Source organism: Bacteroides cellulosilyticus, assembly GCF_020091405.1.
Lineage (GTDB): Bacteria > Bacteroidota > Bacteroidia > Bacteroidales > Bacteroidaceae > Bacteroides.
Map to the genome: position 1 here is coordinate 3425110 of NZ_CP081903.1, position 25762 is coordinate 3450871.

Below are 25762 nucleotides of genomic sequence, written 5' to 3' on the forward strand. Positions count from 1 at the left end.
TCATGGAAAGTCAAGAGTTACGTAAAAATGCCCCCGAATTAGATCCGTTGCGTTTAGGAAGCGGATGGGAAGTTGAAGATTTGAGTAAGCCACAAATCATTGTCGAAAGCAGTTACGGACATAGTCATCCGGGAAGTGCACATCTCAATCGTCTAGTACATGAAGTAAACAAGGTCATCTATAATGACGGAGGGCGTCCGGCCAACTATTATGTAACGGACATTTGTGACGGAGAAGCCCAAGGACACGATGGAATGAACTACTCACTCGTTTCCCGTGATATCATGGCGGCAATGATTGAAATTCATGTGAAAGCTACTCCTTTTGATGCCGGTGTATTCCTTACCAGTTGTGACAAATCAGTTCCTGCGCATTTAATGGCAATAGCACGCTTGAATATGCCTGCTGTATTCATGCCCGGTGGCATCATGAAGTCCGGACCGGATTTGTTGACACTCGAACAAATAGGAAAATATAGCGCCATGTTTGAACGCGGTGAAATCACAGAAGAAAAATTCATGGAATATAAACGGAATGCTTGCCCGGCTTGTGGCGCTTGCTCCTTTATGGGAACAGCATCGACCATGCAGGTTATGGCAGAGGCCTTAGGGCTGGCTCTTCCCGGCAGTGCACTGATTCCAACCCATATCGGCGAATTGGAAAAAGCGACAAGAGAGGCCGGCAGATGCGCAATAAAACTGGCTTATAACCCAATCACACCGGCAGAGATACTGACAGAAAAAGCTTTTGAAAATGCAATTATGGTGCATGCCGCTATCGCGGGCTCCAGTAACAGTTTGCTACACCTGCCCGCTATTGCACATGAAGTGGGGATCACCTTATCACCCGAACTGTTCGACCGGCTTCATCGCAAAATACCTTATATACTCAACATTCGTCCCAGCGGATACTGGCCTGGAGAATATTTCTGGTATGCCGGAGGTACCCCCGCCATTATGGAAGAAATCAAAGGACACCTGCACTTGGACGCAATGACCATTACCGGAAAAACGCTCGGAGAAAACCTCGAAGAACTGCGCGATGCAGACTTTTACACAAACTGTAATCACTATCTGTCCCTGCATAACTTAACCAAATCAGACCTGATCAAATCAGCGAAAACCCCAATCCGGCAGGAAGGAGCCATCGCCATACTGAAAGGAAATCTGGCTCCTGAAGGCGCAGTAGTTAAACACTCCGCAATATCACCTAAACTGATGCAGACTACACTCAAAGCACATGTATTCGATTGTGAAGAAGAGGCCCTTCAGGCTGTACTAAATAGAGAGATAACTCCGGGCGAAGCCGTATTTATCCGTTATGAAGGTCCTAAAGGTAGTGGTATGCCGGAAATGTTTTATACTACCGAGGCAATAGCCTCCGACCCGGAACTGGTGGAATCTGTTGCGCTTATTACAGACGGGCGTTTCTCCGGAGCAACCCGCGGGCCGGCTATCGGACATGTTTCTCCCGAAGCCAACGAAGGAGGACCGATAGCCTTAGTGAAAGACGGTGACTTGATTCGCATTGACATTCCTGCCCGTTCGCTGAATATCGTCGGCACAAAAGGAGAGGAGAAAACACCGGAAGAAATAGATATGATCCTGTCATACCGTCGGGAAAAATGGCGCAACCCTGCTTCCCGTTATGAAGATGGTATACTGGGTATCTATACCCGTAACTGCGTATCGCCCATGAAGGGCGGATATATGGAAGCTAAATAATAAAGAAATCCCACCTTTTAAATCTTATCAATACCATGATGTCAATTTGTATCATTATAATCAGTTTGCTACTGCTTATTTTTCTGGTAGCATATTATAAAGTAGACGCATTTTTCGCGTTCGTTATCGTCTCCGTAGTAGCAGCTCTGTGCTTGGGTATTCCGGTTCAGGAAATACCCGACATCTTGAATAAAGGTGTAGGCAATATCTATCGTAGTATGGCACTTATCATCATATTTGGTGCCATGCTCGGGAAACTGGTTGCCGAAAGCGGTGCTGCACAAAAGATAGCCCAAGTAATGATTGGAGCTTTCGGAACGAAAAACATCCAGTGGGGCATGATGCTTACAGGGTTTGTTGTAGGTATCCCTTTGTTCTACGATATCGGTTTCGTTATTCTTGTTCCGATCATCTTTTCTATTGTCAACCAATACAAAATGCCTGCCATATATATAGGTATCCCCATGTTGGCAGCCTTGTCAGTGGCGCATGGCTTCCTTCCTCCCCATCCCTCTCCCGTAGCATTGGTGACTATGTTCGACGCCAATATGGGAATGACGTTGATTTTAGGTCTGTTGGCTTGCATCCCGGCTATTATTGTTGCCGGACCGCTATTCAGTAAGACTTTGAAAAACATTAAGACCGGCCGTGTAGATATATTTACCGCCAAAAAAGTGGATACAGCATTCAGTGAACCCGGAAAGCTCAATAGCTTCCTGACAGCCACGTTGCCCGTATTTTTGCTGATTATCACAACGGTGCTTACCCATTTTTTACCCAATCCGAGCGAATCGACACAGAACCTGCTGTCTTTCTTTAGTTCACCTACCATCGTTATGCTGATTGTCGTAATCGTAGCTACCTATACGTTAGGAATCAGACAAGGACGTTCCATCAAGCAGATCATGGATATTTATGTGCAGGCGTGTAAAGACATCGCTATGATTATTCTGATAGTTGCCGGTTCGGGTATATTTAAAGTTGTAATGGAGGAAAGTGGTGTAAGTATGCTTCTGGCTAATGCAATGGAGACACTTCCGATACACCCGCTTATTTTGGGTTGGCTGATGGCAAGTGTTATCCGGGCTATGGTAGGTTCGGCAACAGTGGCCGCTCTGACGGCTGCCAGCGTAATGATGCCTTTGATAGCTGTATCTCATGTGAATCCCAATTTGATGGTATTGGCCGTCGGGGCGGGAAGTCTGATGTTTTCGCATGTCAACGATTCCGGCTTCTGGCTATACAAAGAATATTTCAATCTTAGTATGAAAGACACTTTCAAGTCATGGTCGGCTATGCAGGTCATTGTTTCTGTTGTAGGTTTATGCGGAGTTTTAGTTCTTAACCTTTTTATCTGATTTATTATGAAAAAGCATCTTCTTATTCTATTCACGTTTCTCTGTACCGTCCCGTCTGTATTGGCAGGTAACGAAACCGGAGAAAGTCCCTCGAAAACTTCTAAGTGGCATCTTAGTTACGATAATAAGTATCACGTCAAGTTCTTCGGCCGTATTTCGGCAGATGGCGGAATCTTTTGGGGAGAAAAGGATCAAAAGATGGCCAATGGGACCACCATATCTCAACTGGCCTTTGGAGGGACATTTTTCTTTGGAGAAAGACTGTCCGGTAAGTTTGAAATAGATTTCTCAAATGGTAATCTCCTTCTGTTGGACAACTTTATCACTTATAATTTTACCAAAAGGTTCGGATTGCGTGCCGGCAATATACAAGAGGCTTTCTCTATGGATTTGCTGAACTCTTTCAAAGATCTTTCGTTGATGAACCGGGCGCAAGTTGTTAATGCTTTCGCTCCGGGACATCACCTGGGATTGCAGGGCGTTTATGAAGACAAACAGTGGTTATTGACGGGAGGCGTACATTTCCAGAAGTCTATGACTCTGGGCAATAAGGAAAACTCGGACAGTAATTTGCAAAAAGGACAAAACGAAGGATATTCGCTCACCGGGAGAGCAGTGTGGATGCCCCAAAATAATAGCAAGGAAAAGGGATTGCACATCGGTGTTGCCGCTTCATACGCCACGCCTAAGACCGATGTAGGTAAAGATACCCCTCCTAAAACGGTTCGCTACAGTCAATCGGAGTCAACTATCAATAAGATTAAGTTTATGGACACCGGATACATCACGGATGTGAATAACACTCGGTTGATGGGAGTAGAACTTGCCGGTTACTATGGTCCGTGGAAGTTTCAGGCAGAATATATACAGCAAGACGTAAACCGGAATCATGGTTTTGTCGACGAATCCTTTTCCGGCTTCTACGTACAATCATCTTGTTTGCTGCTTGGTGGAAAGCAGGATTATAATAACTCCCGGGGAGCATTTAACCAACCGTTAATCGGTAAGAAAGGCGATATTGAACTGGCTCTGCGGTTCGACCGTCTGGATATGAATGGAAAAGTAATCAAAGGAGGTGTATCCAATCAATATACAGCCGGAATGAATTATTATATAAATGAGAACCTGAAAGTGCAGTTGAACTATTACTATATCACTCATAAGGATTATAATTCATTAAATGTCAGGGTACAATTGAGGTTTTGATAAAAAATCGAAGAAAAAACTTATCTTTGTGGAAACCGTACTAAATGATGTAAGATGATAAGATGTCTCTTTTATTTATTCATGCTTATTTGGGGAACGATGAATGCACACGCCGGAACATCCGGTAACAAATCTCTGCTCGGAGAATTAGATCAGTTGCTGAAAGAGCGCATTACGTATGTCCGGAAGAAAGAAAATAAAATCAATTACCTGAAACAGTTATCGTCGTCCGAGGCATCAGTGGACAAGAGATATGATATTATCTCCCGTTTGATAGAGGAGTACAGTAACTTTCAGAGTGACTCGGCTTTTCATTATATCGAGCAGAACAGGCTGCTTGCCGGGAGCTTGCAAAGCAAGGACAAATGGTTGGAGAACAGGTTTCAGTATATTTTCCTGTGTGCACAAGCAGGACTCCTCAATGAAGCTCATCGCATTTTGCTGAAACTGGAAGATCAATATCCGGATATGAGTGTGAGTCAAAAGGCAGAATATAATAAGCAGTATGAAAGGCTATATATGAATCTTCGCGAGCTTGCGCAAAATTCTCATTTGGAGGAGGAATACCGTAAGCAGGAACTGAAGTACTCCCGTATAATCTGCGAATTGGTTCCTCGGGAATCCAAGGACTTCTATTATTATAGCTTCAAGCAGCATTATGCCGAAGGAAACCTGGAAGAAGCGCAAAAAGATATAGCCGCATATTATCAGTTAGTCGATTCTACCTCTAATGAGGCTGCGCGGGCATTATATCATTTGTCACTTATTTATAAAGTCAAAGAAGATAAGTTGAACGAAGAGCAGAGTCTTATCCGTTCTGTCATGGCAGACGTTAAAAGTGCTGTCAAACAGAACAGGTCTCTCCGTCTGTTGGCTCAGATACAGAATGATAAGGGGGATATCCGGCGTGCTTATCGTTATCTGGATATATCTTTGCAGGATGCTAACTCCTACAACACCCGCCTGCGTAATTCACAAATAGCTGAGGTCATCCCTATCATTCAGAAAGAATATCAACTTCAAAGAGATAAACAGGAGCTTTATTTACGGGCGGGAATTATCATTTCAATTTTCTTTTTATTGCTTATTCTGGGTATAGCATTATACTTGCGTAAAAAGAGAAAGGACTTATCGGTTGCCCGTTCACAACTCTTGTCTATTAATGATAAATTAAACCGTATAAACTGTGAAGTGCAAGAAAAGAATGGGAAGCTTCAATCTCTGACATCCAATCTGATGGAATCCGACCGGGTCAAGGAGAAATACATCGGCCATTTCCTTAAATTATGCTCTATGTATATATCGAAGATCGGTGACTATCAAAAGCTGGTCAATAGAAAAATCAAAAGCGGACAGATTGATGAGCTTTATAAGTTGAACTCGTCTACCCATTACTTGTTAAAAGAAAGCAAAGATTTCTATTCTCAATTCGATGAAGCGTTCCTGCAGATATATCCCTCGTTCGTCAAAGAATTGAATGGACTTCTTAAGGAGGATCAACAATATACATTTAAGGAGGGGGAACTTCTGAATGCGGAATTGCGTATTTACGCTCTCATCCGGTTGGGCATAAAAGACAGTTCGCAGATAGCGGAATTTATGGGATATAATCCGGTAACTGTATATACCTATCGCACGAAAGTAAAAAGTAGGGCAAAAGATAAAAGCAACTTTGATCAGGAGGTCTTAAAGATAGGGAACATTCATGTTTTTTTATAGATGACAAACTTATTGGTCGATTGAAAAAAATCTCTATAAAAAACGGGTGACCACAAATCACTTGCGATCACCCGGTATTTTCATTGTTATCGTGTTTAGGAAACGTTAGTAAAGAGAGAATTTATAGTTTTCTTATTTCATTGCTTCCACAGTATACCCCCTTTGTTTCAATAGATTCAATACACCATTTGTTCCCGGCAGATGTCCTGCACCCACCACAAAGAGAGTAGGGGTTTCCTTCATGATTGAAGGCATTTTCTCAATCCAGGCTTTGTTGCGGTTGTCTAGCAGATCTTCCATTTCTCCCGGTTGAGGGTCACAAGAGTTGCCGTCACGCTCTTCCATCAGTTTCAACATTTCGTCCAGGTTTTGAGCTTTATAGGCATTGTTCAAGCGTTTAGTTTGATCCATAGCTTTATCGATGTCACTTACTAAACAGTAAAGCAGATTTGCCTGACGCTGCAATGTCTGACTATTGAGCAGTACGTTGATTTGTGATATCGGAGTTTCCAAACCGCCTACTTTCTTTCCACTCTGTATAGCTTGTTGCTGGAAGTAAGTATCCAGTTGTTCTTGTGGGTTGAAACCACCCAAATGCTTCATACATAAAATAAGAGTCAATTGTTGGGTGATGAAAGCCGGTTTCATTTTAGCTAACATGGCAATATCCGCCATTAGATTTTCTTTCACAGCCTTACCTACTAACTCATATTGTTCGGGGGTAAAGAGAGCTTGAAGGGTAGTGTCTCCCGCCATCATCATGTTTTGCTGCATCGTTTGCATGAATTCAGGAGACATCGCTTCGGACATAACTACTTCTCCATATACTTGTGAAGTACCGTCTACTGCTTGTGGCAAGCCGGCAATGCTGTCTTTTATGCTTAACGGAGCTAAATGGTGCGTTCCTAAAATGTATGAGGGCTTTTCCAGGCCGTTACCGGATATTTTCCAGAGTAACTGTGCATTGGCATTCAGTGCGATGCCAATAAAAAGGAGAATACCTAAAATCTTTTTCATTATTTTTCTATTTAAAGTTCATTTGAATATTGCTTATTATTTTACTCGCCCTCCACGAAGCCAGTATTGCGTGTAGTATTGCTCGTTGAGACTGCTGACAATAACTCCTTTACTTGTGCTGGCATGTATGAATTTCCCATTTTTAAGATAGATACCCACATGTGCCACTCTTTTCTTGGATGCACGACTGGTGAAAAACACCAAATCTCCCTCACGCAGGTTGCGACGGGAGACTTTATTGCTTTCTTTGAGTTGTTCATCGGTGCTTCTGGATAAACGGATGTTGTATACCTGCTTATAGAGTTGTGATACCAGTCCGGAACAATCTGTTCCGCGTTTGTTGTCACCGCCTGCGCGGTAGGGGACACCCATCCACTCCGCAGAGGCTATGTACAATTTGTGGTTATCTTCCTTATTTATGTCTATTCCCATGCGGACAGAAGCTTTTGCCAGCGCTTTGTAGTCGAGACGAGGTGCTGATGTATGGCAAGAACTTAAACTAAAGGTCAGTCCGATAAGTGCAACTATATAAGAGAGGTATTTCTTCATGCTTGTTCCTCTTTCTCTTCCGGTTGAACAATTGTTTCCTGAACGGGCGTTTCCTGAACGGGCACTTCCTGAACGGGCACTTCTTGAATTGCTGTTTCCTGAGCCGTCATTTCCATCATCTCTTCTTCAATTTCTTCTTCTACTCTGACATTGAAGTAGTCTTCGAGCTCTTTTTCAGCCGAGTTATTCTCATTCTGAATATCACGGATAATCACTCCATTCTCCATCAGGGCAATACGTGGACACACATCCACCGTATGGTTCAGGTTATGACTTGAAATGATGACTGTGGCATGATGATCTTCATTGTATTTTCTCAGCAGGTGCTTGATGATGGACTGGGAACTCGGATCAAGGAAATTGAACGGTTCATCCAGGATCAGCAATTGCGGATGATGCAGCATGGCGGAGATAATACCTATTTTCTGCTTGTTTCCGGCAGAGAAGTTACGGATGAATTTCTTTTGTCCGAGGACTTCATTATTCATGAAGCGTTCAAATGGAAGCAGACGTTCGTCTACCTCTTCTTTTTTCAGACCGTACATTTTACCGATGAAGTAGAAATATTCTTCGGGAGTGAGGTAATCAATCAGGAAACCATCATCGATGAAAGCACCTGTGAATTGTTTCCAGTCTTCATTTTTGGATACATCGATATCATTGATTGTCACATTTCCCAGATCTGCCTGTAGCAGGTCCAGTATCAGACGGAAGAGAGTAGTCTTACCCGCACCATTGTTGCCTACCAATCCTAACATATCGCCCTGGTAGATGCTATATTTCTCGATATCTACGGCTTTCTTTTCGCCGAAGTTTTTTTGAAGTTGGTTAATCTCTATCATATTCGTAATTATTTTTGTCTACTATCGTGAAATCCTTCCATATTCTTATATCGGCGCTTCATGAAGCGGTGATATACATTCCGTAGCCACCATCTTGAAGTTGCGATGAATAGTATGCCGATGACTAAGAGAATCCATGGGGTTATTTCTTTGCCCACCGTCGCATTCAGTACGAAGAATAGTAGCAACGGCACGCCGAATGCAGCTCCTGAAATGAGGTTCTGCAAACCGGTACCCACATTTTGCCGTCCGGTCATTTTGGCATTCAGGTCGAGCGTCTTGTTGTTGTACACTGCCAATTGAAACAGGCAGAAGTATACGGCACCCGGAACAAATACGATCCAGGCAATGCATCCCAGTACAGATACTCTACCCGTCACCATACCCGGTATCATCAGCACAAATGGGATGATGAGTGCGATGCTGTACAAGATGTATTTGGCACGTAACAATGAATAGATGGACTCCTTGCGGCTCATCAGCCCGTCAATGTAGTTACCTTCGTAGCTCATCAGCGGTGAGAGGAACAGAATTCCGAAGATAATATAGTTGTAAAGTACGAAGAAGTCGCGGGAGCCTCCATCGTAAATATCAGAAAAACTGATGGTGAGACTGAAGATCAGTACTATAGCGGTAACGGAATAGAGTGATTTCCTGCACACCTTGTTGCGTAGTAGCAATTTCAACTCCAGACGGATGTATTCGCCTATTTCGCCATAACGGTCCAGGAACTTGTATTCGGATACGGTTTTTACCTGAACAGTAGTGTCTTCTGTCTTATTCAGTTCGTTGTAGACCAGCTTTTGCATGATGCTCCGGTTGATGAACCACATGAGGGTAATGGCTACCAGGACACAGATAAATGTGAGTATGTTTCCCGTGATAAATCCTTCGCCCAGATCAATGAAGAAACCGAATAACGGACTGTTATCTGGAATGAAAAGTGCAGCTGCAATACCTCCATATACGGCTATCGGTAAGAGAACCCACCAGATGCGTTCGTCCATCAGCGTACGACATAGCAGATACCAGTAATTATTGAATACGATGAGCAACCAAATACCAATGCAGTAGGTCAATACACCTCCTATTCCATAAAATTTGGTAACAGTGATGATAGCGAACGGAACAAACAGAAAGAGCCAAAGCAAATTAAAGCTGTTAAGTCCCGAGCGTAGGAGCAGGAAGTCGATAAGACGACTCCTTTTGATGGGGAGCAGTAAGTAAGGTTTAACTTCCTGTGTCGGTGTTTTCAAGAAGGGTAAACGCAGAAGGAAGTCCAGGGCGAGTATGAAGATTAGGCCGCTGTTCATTACGTGATAGGCTTCTTTGGCGCCTCCGTCGAAGGCGAAAGCGAATGTTGTTCCGAAGAAAATGAGATAACCTGCCCAGAACACACTCATGAAGTACATCCAAAACTTTCCGAACTTACTTTTCTCGTACATCGGATGTCGCTTTTCAGCTAACTTTCCGTGTCTGCGTAGCTCAAGAAATAGATTCATGTTGTTTAGTGATTAGTTGTTAGTGATTAATGGAGTGATTGGAAGGTAGTGATTAGTAATAAGTAAGAATGCGCTCGCTTATCACTAATCACTTATCCTTTATCACTATTTGTTGGGTACCGTCATGGTTACCTCGATTTCATTTCCTTGTTTCAACAGGTCAGATACAAACTTCTGGATATCTTTGGCTGTGATGCTATTTACGATATCCGTGTATCCTTCTGTCATATCCATGCCATAATAGAAGTAATCGTTCAGATTATTCATCCAGTATCCGTTTTCTTTCTGGTTGTCGGCATACTTCTTCAGCATGTACTCTTTCACTTTCTGCAAGTGTACGTCTGACGGTCCTTCGGCTGCAAGTTTCTTCAACTCATCTACTACAATACCTGCCAGTTTATCTTTCTTAGCCGGATCGGTCTGGAAGACAATCTGCAACAATAATTGTTCTTTCGGATACTTCTGTAAGTCGCCATAGCAGTTTACACCATATGTACCACCTTCTTTTTCGCGTACTTCTTCAGTATAAACCATATCAAGAACCTGAGTTGCAAAACTCAGCAAAATGTCATTCTTTAATGTATAAGGAGCTTTACCGCTGTACAGGAATACGATGGTTGCTGTAGGAGTTTGTTGCTCTTTGGCATATTCATTCTTGTACACACCTTTGCGTATACTCATCTTCGTATCTTTGAAGGTTTCTTTGCGATTGATGGCAGGCAGTGCACCTAAGTATTCGGCAATCAGTGGTTTGGCTGTTTCAAGGTCAATGTTTCCGACAAAGTAGAATGTAAAGTCGCTGGCGTCTTTGAAACGGTCGTTGTACATCTCCAGGATACGGTCGTAGTCAATCTGATCCACCATTTCCGGTTTCATCATCACTACGCGCGGATGATTATTGTACATTGCTTTTTGTAAAGAGTCGTTTATAGAAGAAAGAGGATTTGCCTGCGCACTTTCCAATTGAGCTTTCATACGATTTTTAAAAGATTCGAATGCTTCCGCATCTTTACGGGGAGCGGTGAAGGTGAGATATGTCAGCTGCATCATAGTTTCAAAATCTTTTGGCGAGCAGGTACCGAATACATTCTCTGTGGTAGCACCCAGACCGGCATTGACGGAAACTTTCTTGCCAGCCAGTACTTTCGTCAAGTCTACTTGGCTAAAGTTACCCAAACCACCTACAGCAATTACGTTGTCCATAACGGCGAAGTTCAGTGCGTCTTTGTCGGGGAAAATGGATTTACCACCCAGGCTGGTACCTTTCATGCGGATTTCATCAGCTTTGAAATCAGTCTTCTTTACATAGACAGTTACACCATTTGAAAGAACTAATTTTGTACTACCATAGATGTCGCCTTCTTTCTCAGAAATGATTTTACCACCTTTCGGAGCTTCTTTCATCAGTGGTTCGTCAGATACTTTGTCTACGTATGCTTGCAGGTCGAGATCTTTCATGCCTTTCAGTAAGCTGATAACTTCTTCTTTTGTCGGGTATTTCAAACCCTCTTTTGCAGGACCGGCAATTATTACTACTTGATTGCTATCCGGAACAAGTTGCTGCATTACCATATTCATGGCCTGTAAGGGAATGTTCGGAGCCAGTTGGTTCATCATAGCGTACTTAGCTTCAATCCCCGGGATAGGCTCGCCATTCAGGAAGTTCTGTACATATTCTCTTACGTAAGAACCGTGCTTGGTCTTTTCGCGTTCGTTGTAGGCAGACTCTAAACTCTGCAAATAGTTGGCGCGTGCGCGTGCATATTCTGATTCGGTAAAGCCGAAGCGACGTGCACGTTCAGTCTCTTGTAGTAAGGTTTTCAAGGCTGTTTCAATGCCGTCGGCTTTACTTGAGGCAGAAAGTGCGAAGGCTTCTTTGGTCTTGGCTACAAAGAAGTCGCTGTAGTCACTGCTTGCACGGGTAAACGGAGGGTTAGCACTCTGAACCAATTCGCTCAGACGGGCGTCCAGCATGCTGCTGATCATACTCGTCATATATTGTGAAGCAAGGTAGCCTACATTATTCTTTTCTGAATCAGGAGTCGCGTCTTGCTTGAAGTAAATCTCAATCGACGGGTCGTCTACTTCCTTATCTGTACCGATGGCTACGATGGGTTCCTTATTATCAGCAACAGGATAGTAAGTGCGTTCTGCCGGATTTACCGGTTTTTGTACATCGGCGAATACTGCCTTTAGTTTAGCTTCTACGGTGTCTACATCGATATCGCCCACGATAACGATACCTTGCAGATCAGGACGATACCATTTGTGATAGTAATCGCGGATATCTTTATAAGGGAAGTTGTTGATTACATCGATAGAGCCGATAGGCATACAATCTGCATATTTGTCACCCTGATGTATAGTTGGGAGCAGGTCAGTGTAGACGCGCAGCATACCACTGTTGCGGCTGCGCCACTCTTCACGGATCACACCACGTTCTTTGTCGATTTCATCATCTTTGAGCAGGATATAGTTAGACCAGTCGTGCAGGATCAGCAGACAGGAGTCCAATACACCGGTGCGGTCAATCGGAGCATTACTGATGTTGTAAACTGTTTCGTCTATGCTGGTATAAGCATTTAAGTTAGTACCAAATTTGATACCTACGGTTTCGCACCAAGGGATGACGCCGAGGCCTTTATCATCACCGGGGAAATTCTTAGTACCGTTGAAGGCCATGTGTTCCAGGAAGTGGGCAAGTCCGCGTTGTTGCGGTTCTTCAAGAATGGAACCTACTTTCTGGGCGATATAGAATTCAGCCCGGTTTTCGGGTAATTTGTTGTGGCGTATGTAATACGTCAGGCCATTGTCTAATTGGCCGATACGGGCATTCTTGTCCACGGGAAGGGGCGGAAACTGCATTTGCTGCGCCACCGCTTGTTGAAAACCGGCACATAGAACGAATGCTACTGCCAGTAAACTGTGAAATAAATGTTTCATGTTGATGAAAATTAAAATTGTTTCTTGACCTATTTGTCGAAGAGGGAGAAGAGAAATCACAGGAAGGATCTATTTTTTATATGAATGATAATTTAGCGGGCATCCGCCCGCTAAATTATCATTTTATCGCCTCACGAATCCGTACCAGTTTCGTCAGTAGTCCTTCCAGTAAATCGAGCTTCAGCATATTGGCACCATCGCTTTTGGCTATTTCGGGGTGCTCATGTGTTTCAATAAACAATCCGTCTACACCGACCGCAACACCGGCTTTGGCAACGGTTTCAATAAGCTGCGGCATACCACCTGTCACTCCGCTTGTCTGATTGGGTTGTTGCAGAGAGTGCGTAACATCCAGAATGACTGGATAACCAAAGGTTTGCATTTCAGGGATGCCACGGTAGTCTACAACAAGGTCTTGATATCCGAAAGTTGTTCCACGCTCGGTAATCATAACTTCCTTATTTCCGGCTTCTACTACCTTTTCCGCAGCAAAGCGCATGGCGAGTGGAGACAGGAACTGTCCTTTTTTGATGTTAACCACCTTTCCTGTTTTTGCAGCAGCTATCAGAATATCCGTCTGACGGCAAAGGAATGCCGGTATTTGCAGTACATCTACATATTCGGCGGCCATTGCGGCTTCTTCTGCAGAATGTATATCTGTAACAGTAGGCACACCAAAAGTATCGTGTACTTTTTGTAACACTTTCAACGCTTTTTCATCGCCTATTCCCATAAATGAATCCAGGCGTGAACGGTTGGCCTTGCGATAAGAGCCTTTAAATACATAAGGTATTTGTAATTTCTCCGTGATATTTACCACACGTTCGGCAATACGCATTGCCATCTCTTCTCCTTCAATCACACAAGGGCCTGCCAACAAAAAGAAGTTTCCGGCAGGATTATTCTTTAATTCAATCATAAGTATTTAGTGTATAGTGCTTAACGGTAAGTGATTAGCAAGTGATAGCGCAGCTTGCTAATCACTTTTCACTAAACGTTAATCGTTATTTTTAGTTTGGAATAATCAATGTTATCGCTTCATGCATAATCCCGATGTCCAGTGGGAAATGCCGGTCGAGAATACGTCCGTCCAAGTCCACCGAAGCATTTTGTGCACGTAGTACTTTTACTTTCTGGGTACGGTAAGGCATCACAACTTTATGATTCAGAATACGTCCCTGGATAAGCATCCATAGTCCTGATACGAGTTGTAACAGTTCCGGACGATAGATCACGGATACATCGAGCCAACCGTTATACGGCACGGCGCTTGGTGCTTGTCCGTATCCCCATGCACTGCCGATACATACCGTCATGATACGTCCCCGGATGTGTTCTCCGTTTATTTTGAGATGCATCCTGTAGAGCTTCCGTTCAAAGAAAAGTGAGATAAGGGCCATAAGGTAGGACAGGAATTTTACTCCCCAGAAACGTTTGGTCTGGTCGGAAATCTTCACGATACGGGCTCCTAAACCTATATTGATTGCATTGAGGAAATAGCGTGTGACATGTTTTTCACCATCGTAATAATTGCAGAATCCGACGTCTATCTTCCGGCGTCGGTTATTAATGATGCAATCTACGGCATCTTTGTATTCCGAAGTCATTTCCCAGTATTTGGCAAAGTCATTTCCGATACCGTTGGGAATGATACCTATGGCGATTTCTCTTTTATCTTCTGCATTGGATGACATGATGCCGTTGATAGCGTCGTTTAGCGCTCCATCACCGCCCACAACAACAATGGTGCGGTATCCGTTATTGGCAAGAATGCCTGCTAAACGTTCCACAGACCCGAACCCTTCAGACTGCACGTAGTCATAAGACACGCCTCGGCTGTCCATATATTCTTTGATTTCTTTCCACCGTTTCTGCACTTTCCGTGTGCCGGCTTTGGGATTGTATATCACTCCCCACTTTTCGGGTTCTACGCTCATATTGTTATCTCTTAGTAAAGTCCTACATAATCATTTTTGTACTCTCCCCACAGTCTTCGTCTTTGTTGCCCCAAAGATACTAATTCCCTTTGAGTTTCGCTTGTACAAAAGCAATCTTTTCTTCCATAGGCAGCCCGGCATCCATCCAATGGATAGTAAAGCCGCGCCGTTCCATTCCCCGGAACCAGGTCATCTGCCGCTTGGCAAACTGGTGAATAGCAATCTCTAGTTCCCGGTACATCTCTTCGTATGTCAGTTTGCCGATAACGTACAGAGTCAGATACTTATATTCCAGACCATAATAGATAAGATCATCCGGTTGGATACCCTGTTCTATCAGGCGTCGTACTTCATCTACCATCCCTTCGTCCAGACGTTGACGCAGGCGGCGGGATATCTTCGTACGGCGTAATTCCCGGTCTATATCTACACCAATGATAAGGCTGTTCAGTTCCGGGAACGCCCGTTCGTCTACCGGTGTATGTGCATAATATTCTTCTATCTCGATGGCCCGGATCGCTCGTTTTACGGTGTCGACATCTGTAGTATTATGCAGGGCTTTGTACTGCTTCAGCATCTCGGTCAGTTCTTCCAGGGATTTATCGGCAAGGCGTGCACGCAACTCCGGATTTTCGGGAACTGGCAGTAACTTATAGCCTTTCAATACAGATTCCAGATACATACCGGTACCCCCACACAAAACGGGAAGTTTCCCTTTTTGTTTAATAGTCTCGTACGCTATCAGAAAATCACGTTGATATTCAAAAACATTGTATTTATAGCCCGGGTCGGCAATATCAATCAGATGATAAGGGATTGGTTTACCATTCACAGTGTAGTCTACCAGGTCTTTACCCGTGCCGAGATCCATGCCACGGTAGATTTGCCGGGAATCTGCACTGATGATTTCTGTGTCAAGAACATTTGCCAGTGCTGCGGCGAAGGGAGTTTTACCGGAAGCGGTAGGACCTAATATAGCTATCAAATCATAGTCAGGCATAAGTTGTTTTGATTATTTTTCTACAAAGATAATGCAAACCGAAAGCAATACAAAATAAGCTTGATTATTTTTAATGCTAAAGTGCAGCTCGTCTTCGTTTTAAAGCAAGATATGAAAAAGGAAGTGAAAAAGAGAGTCCCTTCTCTTAAATGGTGTTATAAATGTGTTGTTTTCGCACACGGAACTTGTTACTTTCAAAAAAGTGCGTACCTTTGCACTGTGTTTTTCATAGTATTAGATTTAAGGTTAACAAAGGTTGGAGTACAGCGGTACTCCTTTTTTTTCCTATACCTCTGTATTTTGCAGACAAATCACTAATTTTCAAGATTCCATCCCATTATTTGTAATAACTCCCTTTCCTTAGATACGGCTTCCGATGTAATGGCATACCTTTGAACTGTTTTTTATTCTTTTGTCCTCAGACTGACCAGTTCTGCCCATTTGCGGAGGCTGAGGTCGAACTCTCCTTTTTTTAACAGGTGGGGAGGAGCCTTATAGTGCAGGATTATATTTTCGTTGTCGGTATTTAATTGATAGGCCAATTCTCCGAGGTGGTATTTGAGGCGTGATAAGATCATAGGCTTGCAGGCATTCGGAATCGCTCAAAAAAGAAACAGGTTTGCTCATGATGGGATGTTGCATTAACCGGATGACACTTCAAATATATCATTAAACTTGTTCAGTCAGGTTACAATCTGTTTGTCTGGGTATCAGGATTTAGAATCTGATTATTTATAACCCGTTCTAACACGAATTAGCATTTGTCAGAATACAGACTTACCTAAAATTACATTGCTTGTTGTTGATAAGAACAAGCAATGTAATCATCCGCAACATTACTTGTTCCGGATCATAGCATTACTTGTTTTCAAGTGTAATTCAATACATCAATATTCTTTTTCTTCTTGCAGTCTTTCAGGTATAAGATGATACTTCATTTTATTCATTGCGGACGGGGTATGAATCAGCTGTCAACCCATCCCCCTTGTTTCCTTCTTTTCTTAATAATAACGAATCAAGCTTTATGGGTGCGCTGATGACAAAAAGATGTGGAGCGTGAATGACAATAAAATAAAGGTAGTATGGCAGTAGATTTCACAACGAAGAAAATATCGAAGATTTATCTATCCGCAGGCACTGCATGGCTTATACATGAATGATGGAGGTAAATCAAAGGCAAGATGCAGGTTTAGGGCTGACCAGAGCCATTTTTTTGAGCGGATGTTACATCAATGTAAGTTTATGTAACATGAAAAGACGGGATGTAACATTGACCGTAGCAAATAGGAACACGAAGATTCGAAAAGTACTTTGTAATGAACTATCTTTGTACAAAACGAAGGTTAATTAAAAAGTATCTTACCATGAAAACAAGAATTAGTTGGATTTTTTATTGTTTAGTAAGTTTCATGTTACTTCCCTCTTTGTCGGCGGCAGAGCGTTTTGTGACAAATAAGAGCAATGGTTTTACCTGGATACAGCAAGGAAAGGCGTATCCGATACTGGTAGACTCGCAGGAAGATAAAGGAGTGCTGAGGGCTGTTGCCAATTTGCAGACAGATGCAGGTAAAGTGACAGGCGCTACTCCGGAAATTATTCATTCCCCATCCGGTAACCGTATGCTGATTGTCGGTTCTGTTGAGAATAGTTTATGGATTAAACAACTGGTGCAGGCAGGAAAGATTCCAGCTGCAGATTTGAAGGGGAAACGTGAGAAGTATATTCTTCAGACGGTGAAGCAGCCCGTGGAAGGAGTAGAAGAGGCAATTGTCATTGCAGGTAGTGACAAGCGGGGAACTATTTACGGTATTTACGAGCTTTCCCGGCAGATGGGTGTCTCTCCCTGGTATTTCTGGGCAGATGTTCCGGTGGAGAAGCATGATATTATATCTATTAAAGAAGGTGTATATACCGATGGTGAACCGGCAGTGAAGTACCGCGGGATTTTCCTGAATGATGAATGGCCCAGTTTAGGCGGCTGGGCGTCTGCTACCTTTGGTGGGTTCAATAGTAAGTTCTACGAAACGGTGTTCGAACTGGTGCTTCGCCTCAAAGGAAATTTTATGTGGCCTGCCATGTGGAACAGTGCTTTCTACGATGATGACCCGATGAACGGTCCGTTGGCCAACGAGATGGGAATTGTGATGAGTACTTCCCATCATGAACCGATGGGACAGGCTCAAAAGGACTGGAAACGTCGTGGAAAAGGAGAGTGGAATTACACTACGAACGGTGCCGTGTTGCGCGACTTCTGGCAGCAGGGTATGGAACGCTGCAAGGATTGGGAAGCGGTGATCACCCTTGCCATGCGTGGCGACGGCGATGAACCGATGAGCGAAGATGCCAATATCTCCTTGTTGCAGAATATCGTGAAAGATCAGCGGAAAATCATAGAGAAAGTAACCGGCAAGAAAGCTAAAGAGACTCCGCAGGTGTGGGCGCTTTATAAGGAAGTGCAGGATTATTATGATAAAGGTATGCGAGTACCCGACGATGTAACGCTGCTGCTCTGTGATGACAACTGGGGCAATGTACGTAAATTGCCCGACTTGAAAGCGAAGCCTCGCAAAGGTGGTTACGGCATGTATTATCATTTCGACTATGTAGGGGCTCCCCGTAACTCCAAATGGATAAATATTACTCAGATACAACGCACGTGGGAGCAGATGATGTTGACCTATGACTATGGCGTGCGCGAATTGTGGGTGGTGAACGTAGGTGACTTGAAGCCGATGGAATATCCTATCACCTTCTTCCTGGATATGGCCTGGGAACCGAAACGTTTCAATGAAAATAATCTGTTTCAGCATACGGTGGATTTCTGTCGTCAGCAATTTGGCGGATACTATGCCGAAGAAGCGGCTCGTCTGATCGACACTTATACTAAATACAACCGTAGGGTTACTCCGGAAATGCTGAATGACCGGACTTACAGCCTGGAAAATTATAACGAATGGCAAAGTGTAAAAGATGAATACGCTGCATTGTGTCTGGATGCTTTGAAACTTTATTATCTGATGCCTGCCGAATACCGGGATGCTTTCGACCAACTGGTACTTTTTCCGATACAGGCATGTTCCAACTTATATGATATGTACTATGCCGTGGCAATGAACCGTAAACTGGCAGAGGTTAATGATGTGAAAGCCAATAAATGGGCGGATAAGGCACGTGCTTGTTTCGAGCGCGACTCCGTGCTGACTTATCATTATAATCATGTAATGAGTGGGGGCAAATGGAATCATATCATGGATCAGACTCACATCGGATATAGATCCTGGAATGATCCGAAGCGCAATATAATGCCTAAAGTGACTTCTGTACCCGAGCCCCGTATAGCTCCTGCGCCACCTGTGTTTGTAGAAAAGGATGGATATATATCTATTGAAGCAGAACATTATACCCGTTCAGCGAACGGTGCATCTGCTAATTGGATTACGATCCCTAACCTGGGACGTACCTTGTCAGCCGTCACTACTTTGCCTTCCACAGCTACTCCGGGCGAAGATATGTATCTGGAATATGATTTTGAAACGGAGAAGAGTGGTGAAGTAACAGTTATCGTACGTTTCTCTTCGACATTGAATTTCAATGATTATAAAGGACTGCGATATGCGGTTTCACTGGATGGCGGCGAAGAACAGATAGTCAACATCAACGGTGATTATAAAGGTGAACTTGGCAGATTGCAGGCGGAGCACATCATCACTACCCAAACGAAACATTTGCTTGATAAGAAAGAAAAGCATACCTTGCGCATCCGTCCGCTTGATCCGGCACTTGTCATGCAGAAGATAATGATTGATTTCGGAGGTTTGAAACCTTCTTTCTTGGGAGCGCCGGAGAGTTCTGTAAAATAAGAAGGAGTATGGAGAAAGGAAAGATTATGAAATACAGATTTACTTTATTGATAGTACTGGCCTGCATCTGTTCCGTGTTGGCTGAGGCTAAGGTGGAACTCCCATCCGTTCTTTCGGATGGGATGGTATTGCAACGTGAACGTCCTATAAAGATATGGGGAACGGCTGATCCGGGTGAGAATGTGGTTGTCACGTTCAAGAAGAAGAAATACACGGCAGTAGCCGATGAAAATGGCAAATGGCTGGTAACACTTCCTGCAATGAAGGCCGGTGGTCCTTATGAGCTGACAGTGAACGAAGTGACAGTGAAGGATATCCTGATAGGAGATGTATGGTTGTGTTCGGGACAGTCGAATATGGAACTGACGGTGGCGCGTGTAGCGGATATGTTCGGTAAAGAGACTGCTACTTACGAGAATTCGATGGTTCGCTATGTCAAGACTCCCTATGGTAATGATTTGCATGGTCCCAAAGAAGACATATCCCAAATGAACTGGACAGCACTGAATCCGCAGGTTGCCCAGTCTTATGCCGCATTACCTTACTTTTTTGCAATAGAGATGTATAATGAGACGAAAGTTCCTGTCGGCATTATCAATTCCAGTTGGGGAGGAAGTTCCATTGAAGCTTGGATGAGTGAAGATGCGCTTCAGGCATTTCCGAAGAACCTGCGCGAGCGGGATATCTATAACTCCGACGAATACAAGGCCTTGATGAATAAAGCGGGAGGAATGATGTCGAGGTTTTGGAATCTCTCTTTATATAAAGGTGATGAAGGGCTTCATGCTCCGGTTAAATGGTATGAACCGGAATTGAATGATTCCGACTGGGAGGAAGTGAATATGTTTTCTTATCAGTTGGGCAGTAAGGATGGTTATCCGGTAAGCGGATCGCACTGGTTCCGGCAGAACATTCGCCTTGCAGCCGAGCAGGCTGATAAAGATGCCATATTGCGTTTAGGCTGTATGGTGAATGCGGACTCTGTGTATGTGAATGGTGTTTTTGTAGGTACTACTTCCTATCAATATCCGCCGCGCATTTATAAAGTTCCTGCATCGGTGTTGAAAGCGGGAGAGAATCTGGTTACGGTACGTCTTATTAATTCCGGTGGTCGTCCCAGCTTTGTAAAAGGTAAACCCTATTGCATGGCGATAGATGGGGATACGGTTCGCTTGTCCGAGCAATGGAAGTATAGGTTGGGTTGTGAAATGCCTGCCGGAAGAGGAGGTGTATCTTTTCAGAACATTCCGACTGGTATGTATAATTCCATGATTTCTCCTTTGCGGAATCTTACTTTTAAGGGAGCTTTGTGGTATCAGGGCGAATCGAATGCAGGACGTCCGGGTGAATATGAAGCTTTATTGACTGCCATGCTCAAAGATTGGCGGGTGAAATTTGCAGATGAAGACTTGCCATTCTTTATTATGCAGCTACCCAATTTTATGCAGACGCATCAGCAGCCTGTAGAAAGTGGTTGGGCAGGTATGCGTGAAGCACAGCGGCAGGTGACGTTGAAGTTGCCTAATACCTCTTTGGTTGTGGCAATAGACTTAGGAGAGTGGAATGATATTCATCCGCTGAATAAGAAGGAACTGGCAAGGAGGGTAGCGCTTCAGGTCAAGAAGCAGGTATATGGACATAAGGATATAGTTCATAGTGGTCCGCTGTGCACTGCCGCTGCTATTGAGGAAGGAAAGATCATTCTGTCTTTTGAGGCGGGAACGGATGATTTAATGCCTGTAGCTCAACTTAAAGGTTTTGCGCTGGCGGGAACGGACGGACGTTTTAAATGGGCTGAGGCGACCATAGAAGGCAATAAAGTGGTGGTCTGGAGTGAAGGGATAACTCAACCGGTAAAAGTGCGTTATGCTTGGGATGATAATCCGCAGGAGGCCAATTTGAAGAATAAGGCGGGGCTTCCGGCTTCGCCGTTTCAAATGGATGTATCACGATAGTATAAGTCAAACTTAATACTGAAAATACACAAATAAACGTCCTTAGTTTACAAGCGGGTAGACTAAGGGCGTTTGTTTATTTAGACAGACTACAGCATAACTTCCGTGACTCCATAGGGAAACGCTCGTTACATACCGAGGTAAAGAGCGTTACAATACGGGGTAAAGGTCGTTACCTCCTGCAGTAAATGCTTTTACATTGTTGAGTAATTTGTGTGTAAATGCTATGCGTTGATAATTAGGATGTTACTTGTTTAAGTTCTGTAAGCTCAAGTTTCGCAGTTGACAAGGTAACAAGGAAATATACTCCCCCTCATAAACTCGTCAACTGATGCTTTGTCAACTAAGAAGTTAAACTGTATGCGAAACAAGAATCTCTATCTCTTTAAATGTGTTAAATAGCGGTTTTGCGAATAGAGTGAGAGTAAAGTCATTTTTTACACTCTAACAGATAGGTTACATATCTTTTGGAGTACGTTACTATCTTCTTTTTCCTCTTTTTATTTAGCTATTTCAAGTATTTCTTTTCTTGTGCTTTTTCTTTCTGAATAGACCATTTTTAGTAATAAAAACAGCTTGTTTTTATTACTTTTTTATTATTGGTATATCTTTGATATACATAATGTTATGCTTGTGTATGTAATGCCATAAAAAGAAAATGTAACATCAAAAAGAAAGATGTAATGCTATCAAAAAACTGTGTAGCATGATTGTGCTGACTGTTTCGTTTTAGTTGAATACATTTGCTGCCGTAAAGAGGTGTGCTTTAGTGGCAAAGATAGAATGATATGGATGTAATTACTATATTGTAGATGAATTAGACTGTGAATAAATGTAATAATAGCGATATAAATATCAATTGATAATTTTATAATCTTAAATGTGGTTGAATTATGAAATGCAAGTATGATGACAGCTGAGGCTATTACTAATAGCTAATGTAATGAAAGAGAATGTAGTTATTAATATCTTAAACTAATGGTAATGAAAAATGTAACAAAACAAATTCAAAAGATCCCTTGCTTGTTTCTTTTGTTGCTATTAAGTTGCTTGCCAACTTTAGCGCAAAATGGGGTGACTGTAAAAGGAACAGTTCTTGATGGCACTGGTGAGACGGTTATCGGTGCTTCCATCGTTGTAAAAGGAAATAATTCAATAGGTACGATATCAGATATAGATGGAAATTTTACGTTGACTGTTCCTGATGACAAAGTAACTCTTGTAGTTTCATTTATCGGTATGAAATCGCAGGAGGTGAAGATTGCAGGCCAAAAGATGTTGAAAGTCACTTTAGAAGATGACTCACAACAACTGGAAGAGGTGGTTGTGGTAGGTTATGGTCAGCAAAAGAAAGCCAGTGTAGTAGGCGCTATTACGCAAACTACGGGTAAAGTTCTGGAACGTGCAGCCGGTATCAGTGATATTGGTGCGGCGTTGACGGGTAACTTGCCGGGTGTGGTTACTACTTCAGGTACAGGTATGCCTGGTGAAGAAGAACCTAAAATTACGATTCGTGGTGCAAGTTCCTGGAATAATAATGAAGATCCACTTGTGTTGGTTGATGGTATTGAACGTCCGATGAGTTCAGTCGATATCAGTTCAGTGCAGTCTATTTCCGTATTGAAAGACGCGTCTGCAACTGCCGTTTATGGTGTGAAAGGAGCAAATGGCGTAATTCTTGTAACGACCAAACGTGGTACCGAGGGTAGTGCAAAGATTGATGTAGGTTTCAATGCCACTCTGAAGTCTCCTTCCAAACTGCCCAATAAGTACGATTCTTATGATGCTTTGATGTTTCGCAATACGGCTATTGAGCATGAGTTGGCTTTGAGACCTGACTCATGGGAATATATCCGTTCTCAATCGTTCATCAATAACTATCGTAATCAGACCACTATTGAACAGAGAGAACGTTATCCGAATGTAGATTGGCAGAAGGCCTTGTTTAAAGATAACACGATGTCTTACAATGCTAACCTTAATATTAGTGGTGGTACAAAGTTCGTGAAGTATTTCGCCTCGGCAGACTATGTGCATGAAGGCGACCTTTTTAGAATCTATGATAATGGACGTGATTATAACTCCGGTTATGGATACGATCGTATCAATGTGCGTAGTAACTTGGACTTCAATATAACGAAAACTACTGTATTGAAGATGAATCTCGCGGGTTCTAATGCTATTCGTAAGGCTCCATGGAGTAATACGGGCAATTCAGAATGGCAGATTGGGCAGCAATGGTCGGGTGCATACAATATTGCGCCGGATGTGTTCCTTCCACAATACTCTGATGGTAGTTGGGGAATGTATCCGCTTGTTTCAAATACCACGAACTCAGCAGAGAACATTTCTTTGGGTGGTACGATGCAGCTCACAACAACCCGTATTAACACTGACTTTACATTGGAACAGGATTTGAAGTTTATAACCAAAGGGCTTTCTGCCCGGGCCACTGTTTCCTGGGATAATATATTTGTTGAAAACAATCGTGGTATCAATGACTTGTTTAATAGTGCGCAGCGTAAGTGGATTGATCCTGATACCGGTCAGGTGAGATATGCACAGCTATACGACACGAATAATGGTTTTGACTGGACTCAAGGAGTCAATTGGAGTACTTCTCCGGGTGCTGTGGATAATGGTCAGACGGTACGTAATCTTTATTATCAGGCGCAATTGAACTGGGTGCGTAGTTTCGGTAAGCATAATGCTACAGCTATGGGATTGTTCAGTCGTCAGGAAAATGCGCGAGGCAGTGTGATGCCTACCTATCGTGAAGACTGGGCTTTCCGTGTTACATATAATTATGCCGACCGCTATTTCATTGAATACAATGGTGCTTACAATGGTTCTGAAAAGTTCAGTCCGGAAAATCGTTTCGCATTTTTTAATTCAGGTGCTATCGGTTGGATGATCAGTGAAGAACCTTTTATGAAGTTTTTTCGTGAAAAGAAGATTATCGACATGCTGAAAGTCCGTGCTTCTTATGGTGAAATTGGTTCTGACCAGTTAGGGCCTGATCCGTTCGATTCAAGTCGTCGGTGGTTGTACATGAACCAGTGGGCTTATGGTGGTCACACTACTATGGATCTGAACCATACTGAAAGTATCTATACCTGGTATCGTGAGTCTGCTATTGGCAACCAGGATATACAATGGGAGGTTGTGAAAAAATTGAATATTGGTGTTGACTATTCGCTTTTTGAAGGAATGCTGGCTGGTAGTTTGGAATTTTTCCGTGACGAACGTTCTAATATCTTTGTTTATGGTGGAGACCGTTCCATTCCCTCTTATTTCGGAGGAACTCCTCCTTCTATTAATAAAGGTAAGATCCGTACGAATGGATATGAATTGGAGTTACGTGTAAATAAAACCTTTGGTAATGATTGGCGTGTTTGGGGTAACTTCAGTATGACGCATGCTAAGAACAAGGTGTTGGTGAAAGATGACCAGGCTATGCGTCCTGCCTATCAGAAAGCGGCTGGTTTCGGGGTAGGTCAATATACTTCTTATATTGATGCGGGATACATTCAAAACTATGACCAATTGTATGGTAGCCCTGCTCATGATGCTAATGATTCTCAAAAACTGGTGGGCGACTACTACATTGTCGATTTTAATGGCGACGGTGTGGTGGATAATAAAGATCAGGCTCCTTATGGTTATACTAGCCAGCCCGAAAATACATTTAATGCTACCATAGGTTTCGAGTGGAAAGGATTCAGCGCATTTGCACAATTCTATGGTGTGACCAATGTAACCCGTGATGTGGGCCTTACTAGTTTTGGTAGTAAACTGAACACTGTGTTTGACACCGGTACGTGGTGGTCAAAAAACACTCCTAATGCCGATGTGGTAGTACCTCGCTGGAATTCTACTCCGAGCTATAACGGCGGAACCCAATCTCTTTATGACGGTTCTTACATTCGTTTGAAGAACGTTGAACTGGCTTATACTTGGAATAAAGGCTGGATCAAGAGAATTGGATTAAGTAACCTGAAGATTTATGTCAATGGTAATAACCTATGGTTATGGACTCGTATGCCGGACGACCGTGAAGCTAATCTTTCCGGAGCAGGTTATCTGGGAGCTTATCCTACTGTGAAACGTTATAACTTAGGTATTAAATTTACATTATAATAATGAACAA

The 25762-nt window shown here is 43.1% G+C and carries 16 protein-coding genes; 7 read left to right on the forward strand and 9 right to left on the reverse strand.

The window, feature by feature from the left end; all coding sequences use genetic code 11:
* Positions 1 to 2 precede the first annotated feature (2 nt).
* From ilvD to K6V21_RS12425, 4 genes are read left to right on the forward strand one after another with little or no spacing between them, the layout of a single operon-like run.
* Positions 3 to 1724, forward strand: a complete 1722-nt coding sequence (gene ilvD / locus K6V21_RS12410) for a dihydroxy-acid dehydratase (RefSeq protein ID WP_224321960.1) — start codon at positions 3 to 5, stop codon at positions 1722 to 1724.
* Positions 1725 to 1759: 35 nt separating this feature from the next.
* Complete coding sequence (locus tag K6V21_RS12415; protein ID WP_224321961.1) at positions 1760 to 3082, forward strand: gluconate:H+ symporter; 1323 nt, start codon at positions 1760 to 1762, stop codon at positions 3080 to 3082.
* A 6-nt stretch (positions 3083 to 3088) separates the two neighbouring features.
* Complete coding sequence (locus tag K6V21_RS12420; RefSeq protein WP_224321962.1) at positions 3089 to 4288, forward strand: OprO/OprP family phosphate-selective porin; 1200 nt, start codon at positions 3089 to 3091, stop codon at positions 4286 to 4288.
* Between the two features lie 54 nt (positions 4289 to 4342).
* Entirely contained in the window at positions 4343 to 6007 is a 1665-nt protein-coding gene (locus tag K6V21_RS12425) for a DUF6377 domain-containing protein (protein ID WP_224321963.1), read from the forward strand.
* 132 nt (positions 6008 to 6139) lie between these two features.
* On the opposite strand, the gene K6V21_RS12430 is transcribed toward K6V21_RS12425, so the two are convergent.
* From K6V21_RS12430 to K6V21_RS12470, 9 genes are all read right to left on the reverse strand, one after another.
* Entirely contained in the window at positions 6140 to 7024 is an 885-nt protein-coding gene (locus tag K6V21_RS12430) for a TraB/GumN family protein (protein ID WP_224321964.1), read from the reverse strand.
* 36 nt (positions 7025 to 7060) lie between these two features.
* On the reverse strand, positions 7061 to 7573 hold the full coding sequence (locus K6V21_RS12435) for a C40 family peptidase (RefSeq protein WP_224321965.1): 513 nt from the start codon (positions 7571 to 7573) through the stop codon (positions 7061 to 7063).
* Positions 7570 to 8415, reverse strand: coding sequence for an ABC transporter ATP-binding protein (locus K6V21_RS12440; RefSeq protein ID WP_224321966.1), 846 nt, complete (start codon positions 8413 to 8415; stop codon positions 7570 to 7572). Before K6V21_RS12440 ends, K6V21_RS12435 begins: the two co-directional genes overlap by 4 nt.
* A gap of 8 nt (positions 8416 to 8423) precedes the next feature.
* Positions 8424 to 9917, reverse strand: coding sequence for a DUF5687 family protein (locus K6V21_RS12445; protein ID WP_224321967.1), 1494 nt, complete (start codon positions 9915 to 9917; stop codon positions 8424 to 8426).
* Between the two features lie 105 nt (positions 9918 to 10022).
* A complete protein-coding gene (locus K6V21_RS12450) occupies positions 10023 to 12860 on the reverse strand; it encodes a M16 family metallopeptidase (RefSeq protein WP_224321968.1) in 2838 nt (945 codons plus the stop codon).
* 118 nt (positions 12861 to 12978) lie between these two features.
* Positions 12979 to 13779 (reverse strand): 3-deoxy-8-phosphooctulonate synthase, encoded by an 801-nt coding sequence (kdsA, locus tag K6V21_RS12455; protein ID WP_007212749.1) that lies wholly within the window; start codon positions 13777 to 13779, stop codon positions 12979 to 12981.
* Between the two features lie 91 nt (positions 13780 to 13870).
* A complete protein-coding gene (locus tag K6V21_RS12460) occupies positions 13871 to 14797 on the reverse strand; it encodes a diacylglycerol/lipid kinase family protein (RefSeq protein WP_007212750.1) in 927 nt (308 codons plus the stop codon).
* A 79-nt stretch (positions 14798 to 14876) separates the two neighbouring features.
* Positions 14877 to 15797 carry a tRNA (adenosine(37)-N6)-dimethylallyltransferase MiaA gene (gene miaA, locus K6V21_RS12465; protein ID WP_224321969.1) on the reverse strand — a complete coding sequence of 307 codons (921 nt, stop codon included), beginning with the start codon at positions 15795 to 15797 and terminating at the stop codon, positions 14877 to 14879.
* 404 nt (positions 15798 to 16201) lie between these two features.
* Entirely contained in the window at positions 16202 to 16375 is a 174-nt protein-coding gene (locus K6V21_RS12470; RefSeq protein WP_408912854.1) for a hypothetical protein, read from the reverse strand.
* Between the two features lie 786 nt (positions 16376 to 17161).
* On the opposite strand from K6V21_RS12470, the gene K6V21_RS12475 reads away from it, so the two are divergent.
* The 3 genes from K6V21_RS12475 to K6V21_RS12485 all read left to right on the forward strand — a co-directional run bounded on the left by K6V21_RS12475 (position 17162) and on the right by K6V21_RS12485 (position 25752).
* Positions 17162 to 19657, forward strand: a complete 2496-nt coding sequence (locus K6V21_RS12475) for a glycosyl hydrolase 115 family protein (RefSeq protein WP_224321970.1) — start codon at positions 17162 to 17164, stop codon at positions 19655 to 19657.
* 26 nt (positions 19658 to 19683) lie between these two features.
* Positions 19684 to 21612, forward strand: coding sequence for a sialate O-acetylesterase (locus K6V21_RS12480; RefSeq protein WP_224321971.1), 1929 nt, complete (start codon positions 19684 to 19686; stop codon positions 21610 to 21612).
* A 978-nt stretch (positions 21613 to 22590) separates the two neighbouring features.
* Positions 22591 to 25752: a SusC/RagA family TonB-linked outer membrane protein gene (locus K6V21_RS12485; protein ID WP_224321972.1), complete on the forward strand. Its 3162-nt coding sequence runs from the start codon at positions 22591 to 22593 to the stop codon at positions 25750 to 25752.
* Positions 25753 to 25762 lie beyond the last annotated feature (10 nt).

Excerpts from the sequence above, each read along its gene's own strand:
- kdsA (WP_007212749.1), bottom strand. The coding sequence starts at position 13,779 with ATGATTGAATTAAAGAATAATCCTGCCGGAAACTTCTTTTTGTTGGCA.
- miaA (WP_224321969.1), bottom strand. The coding sequence starts at position 15,797 with ATGCCTGACTATGATTTGATAGCTATATTAGGTCCTACCGCTTCCGGT.
- K6V21_RS12425 (WP_224321963.1), top strand. The coding sequence starts at position 4,343 with ATGATAAGATGTCTCTTTTATTTATTCATGCTTATTTGGGGAACGATG.
- K6V21_RS12470 (WP_408912854.1), bottom strand. The coding sequence starts at position 16,375 with ATGATCTTATCACGCCTCAAATACCACCTCGGAGAATTGGCCTATCAA.
- K6V21_RS12430 (WP_224321964.1), bottom strand. The coding sequence starts at position 7,024 with ATGAAAAAGATTTTAGGTATTCTCCTTTTTATTGGCATCGCACTGAAT.
- K6V21_RS12420 (WP_224321962.1), top strand. The coding sequence starts at position 3,089 with ATGAAAAAGCATCTTCTTATTCTATTCACGTTTCTCTGTACCGTCCCG.
- K6V21_RS12415 (WP_224321961.1), top strand. The coding sequence starts at position 1,760 with ATGATGTCAATTTGTATCATTATAATCAGTTTGCTACTGCTTATTTTT.
- ilvD (WP_224321960.1), top strand. The coding sequence starts at position 3 with ATGGAAAGTCAAGAGTTACGTAAAAATGCCCCCGAATTAGATCCGTTG.
- K6V21_RS12480 (WP_224321971.1), top strand. The coding sequence starts at position 19,684 with ATGAAATACAGATTTACTTTATTGATAGTACTGGCCTGCATCTGTTCC.
- K6V21_RS12435 (WP_224321965.1), bottom strand. The coding sequence starts at position 7,573 with ATGAAGAAATACCTCTCTTATATAGTTGCACTTATCGGACTGACCTTT.
- K6V21_RS12450 (WP_224321968.1), bottom strand. The coding sequence starts at position 12,860 with ATGAAACATTTATTTCACAGTTTACTGGCAGTAGCATTCGTTCTATGT.
- K6V21_RS12460 (WP_007212750.1), bottom strand. The coding sequence starts at position 14,797 with ATGAGCGTAGAACCCGAAAAGTGGGGAGTGATATACAATCCCAAAGCC.
- K6V21_RS12475 (WP_224321970.1), top strand. The coding sequence starts at position 17,162 with ATGAAAACAAGAATTAGTTGGATTTTTTATTGTTTAGTAAGTTTCATG.
- K6V21_RS12440 (WP_224321966.1), bottom strand. The coding sequence starts at position 8,415 with ATGATAGAGATTAACCAACTTCAAAAAAACTTCGGCGAAAAGAAAGCC.
- K6V21_RS12445 (WP_224321967.1), bottom strand. The coding sequence starts at position 9,917 with ATGAATCTATTTCTTGAGCTACGCAGACACGGAAAGTTAGCTGAAAAG.
- K6V21_RS12485 (WP_224321972.1), top strand. The coding sequence starts at position 22,591 with ATGGTAATGAAAAATGTAACAAAACAAATTCAAAAGATCCCTTGCTTG.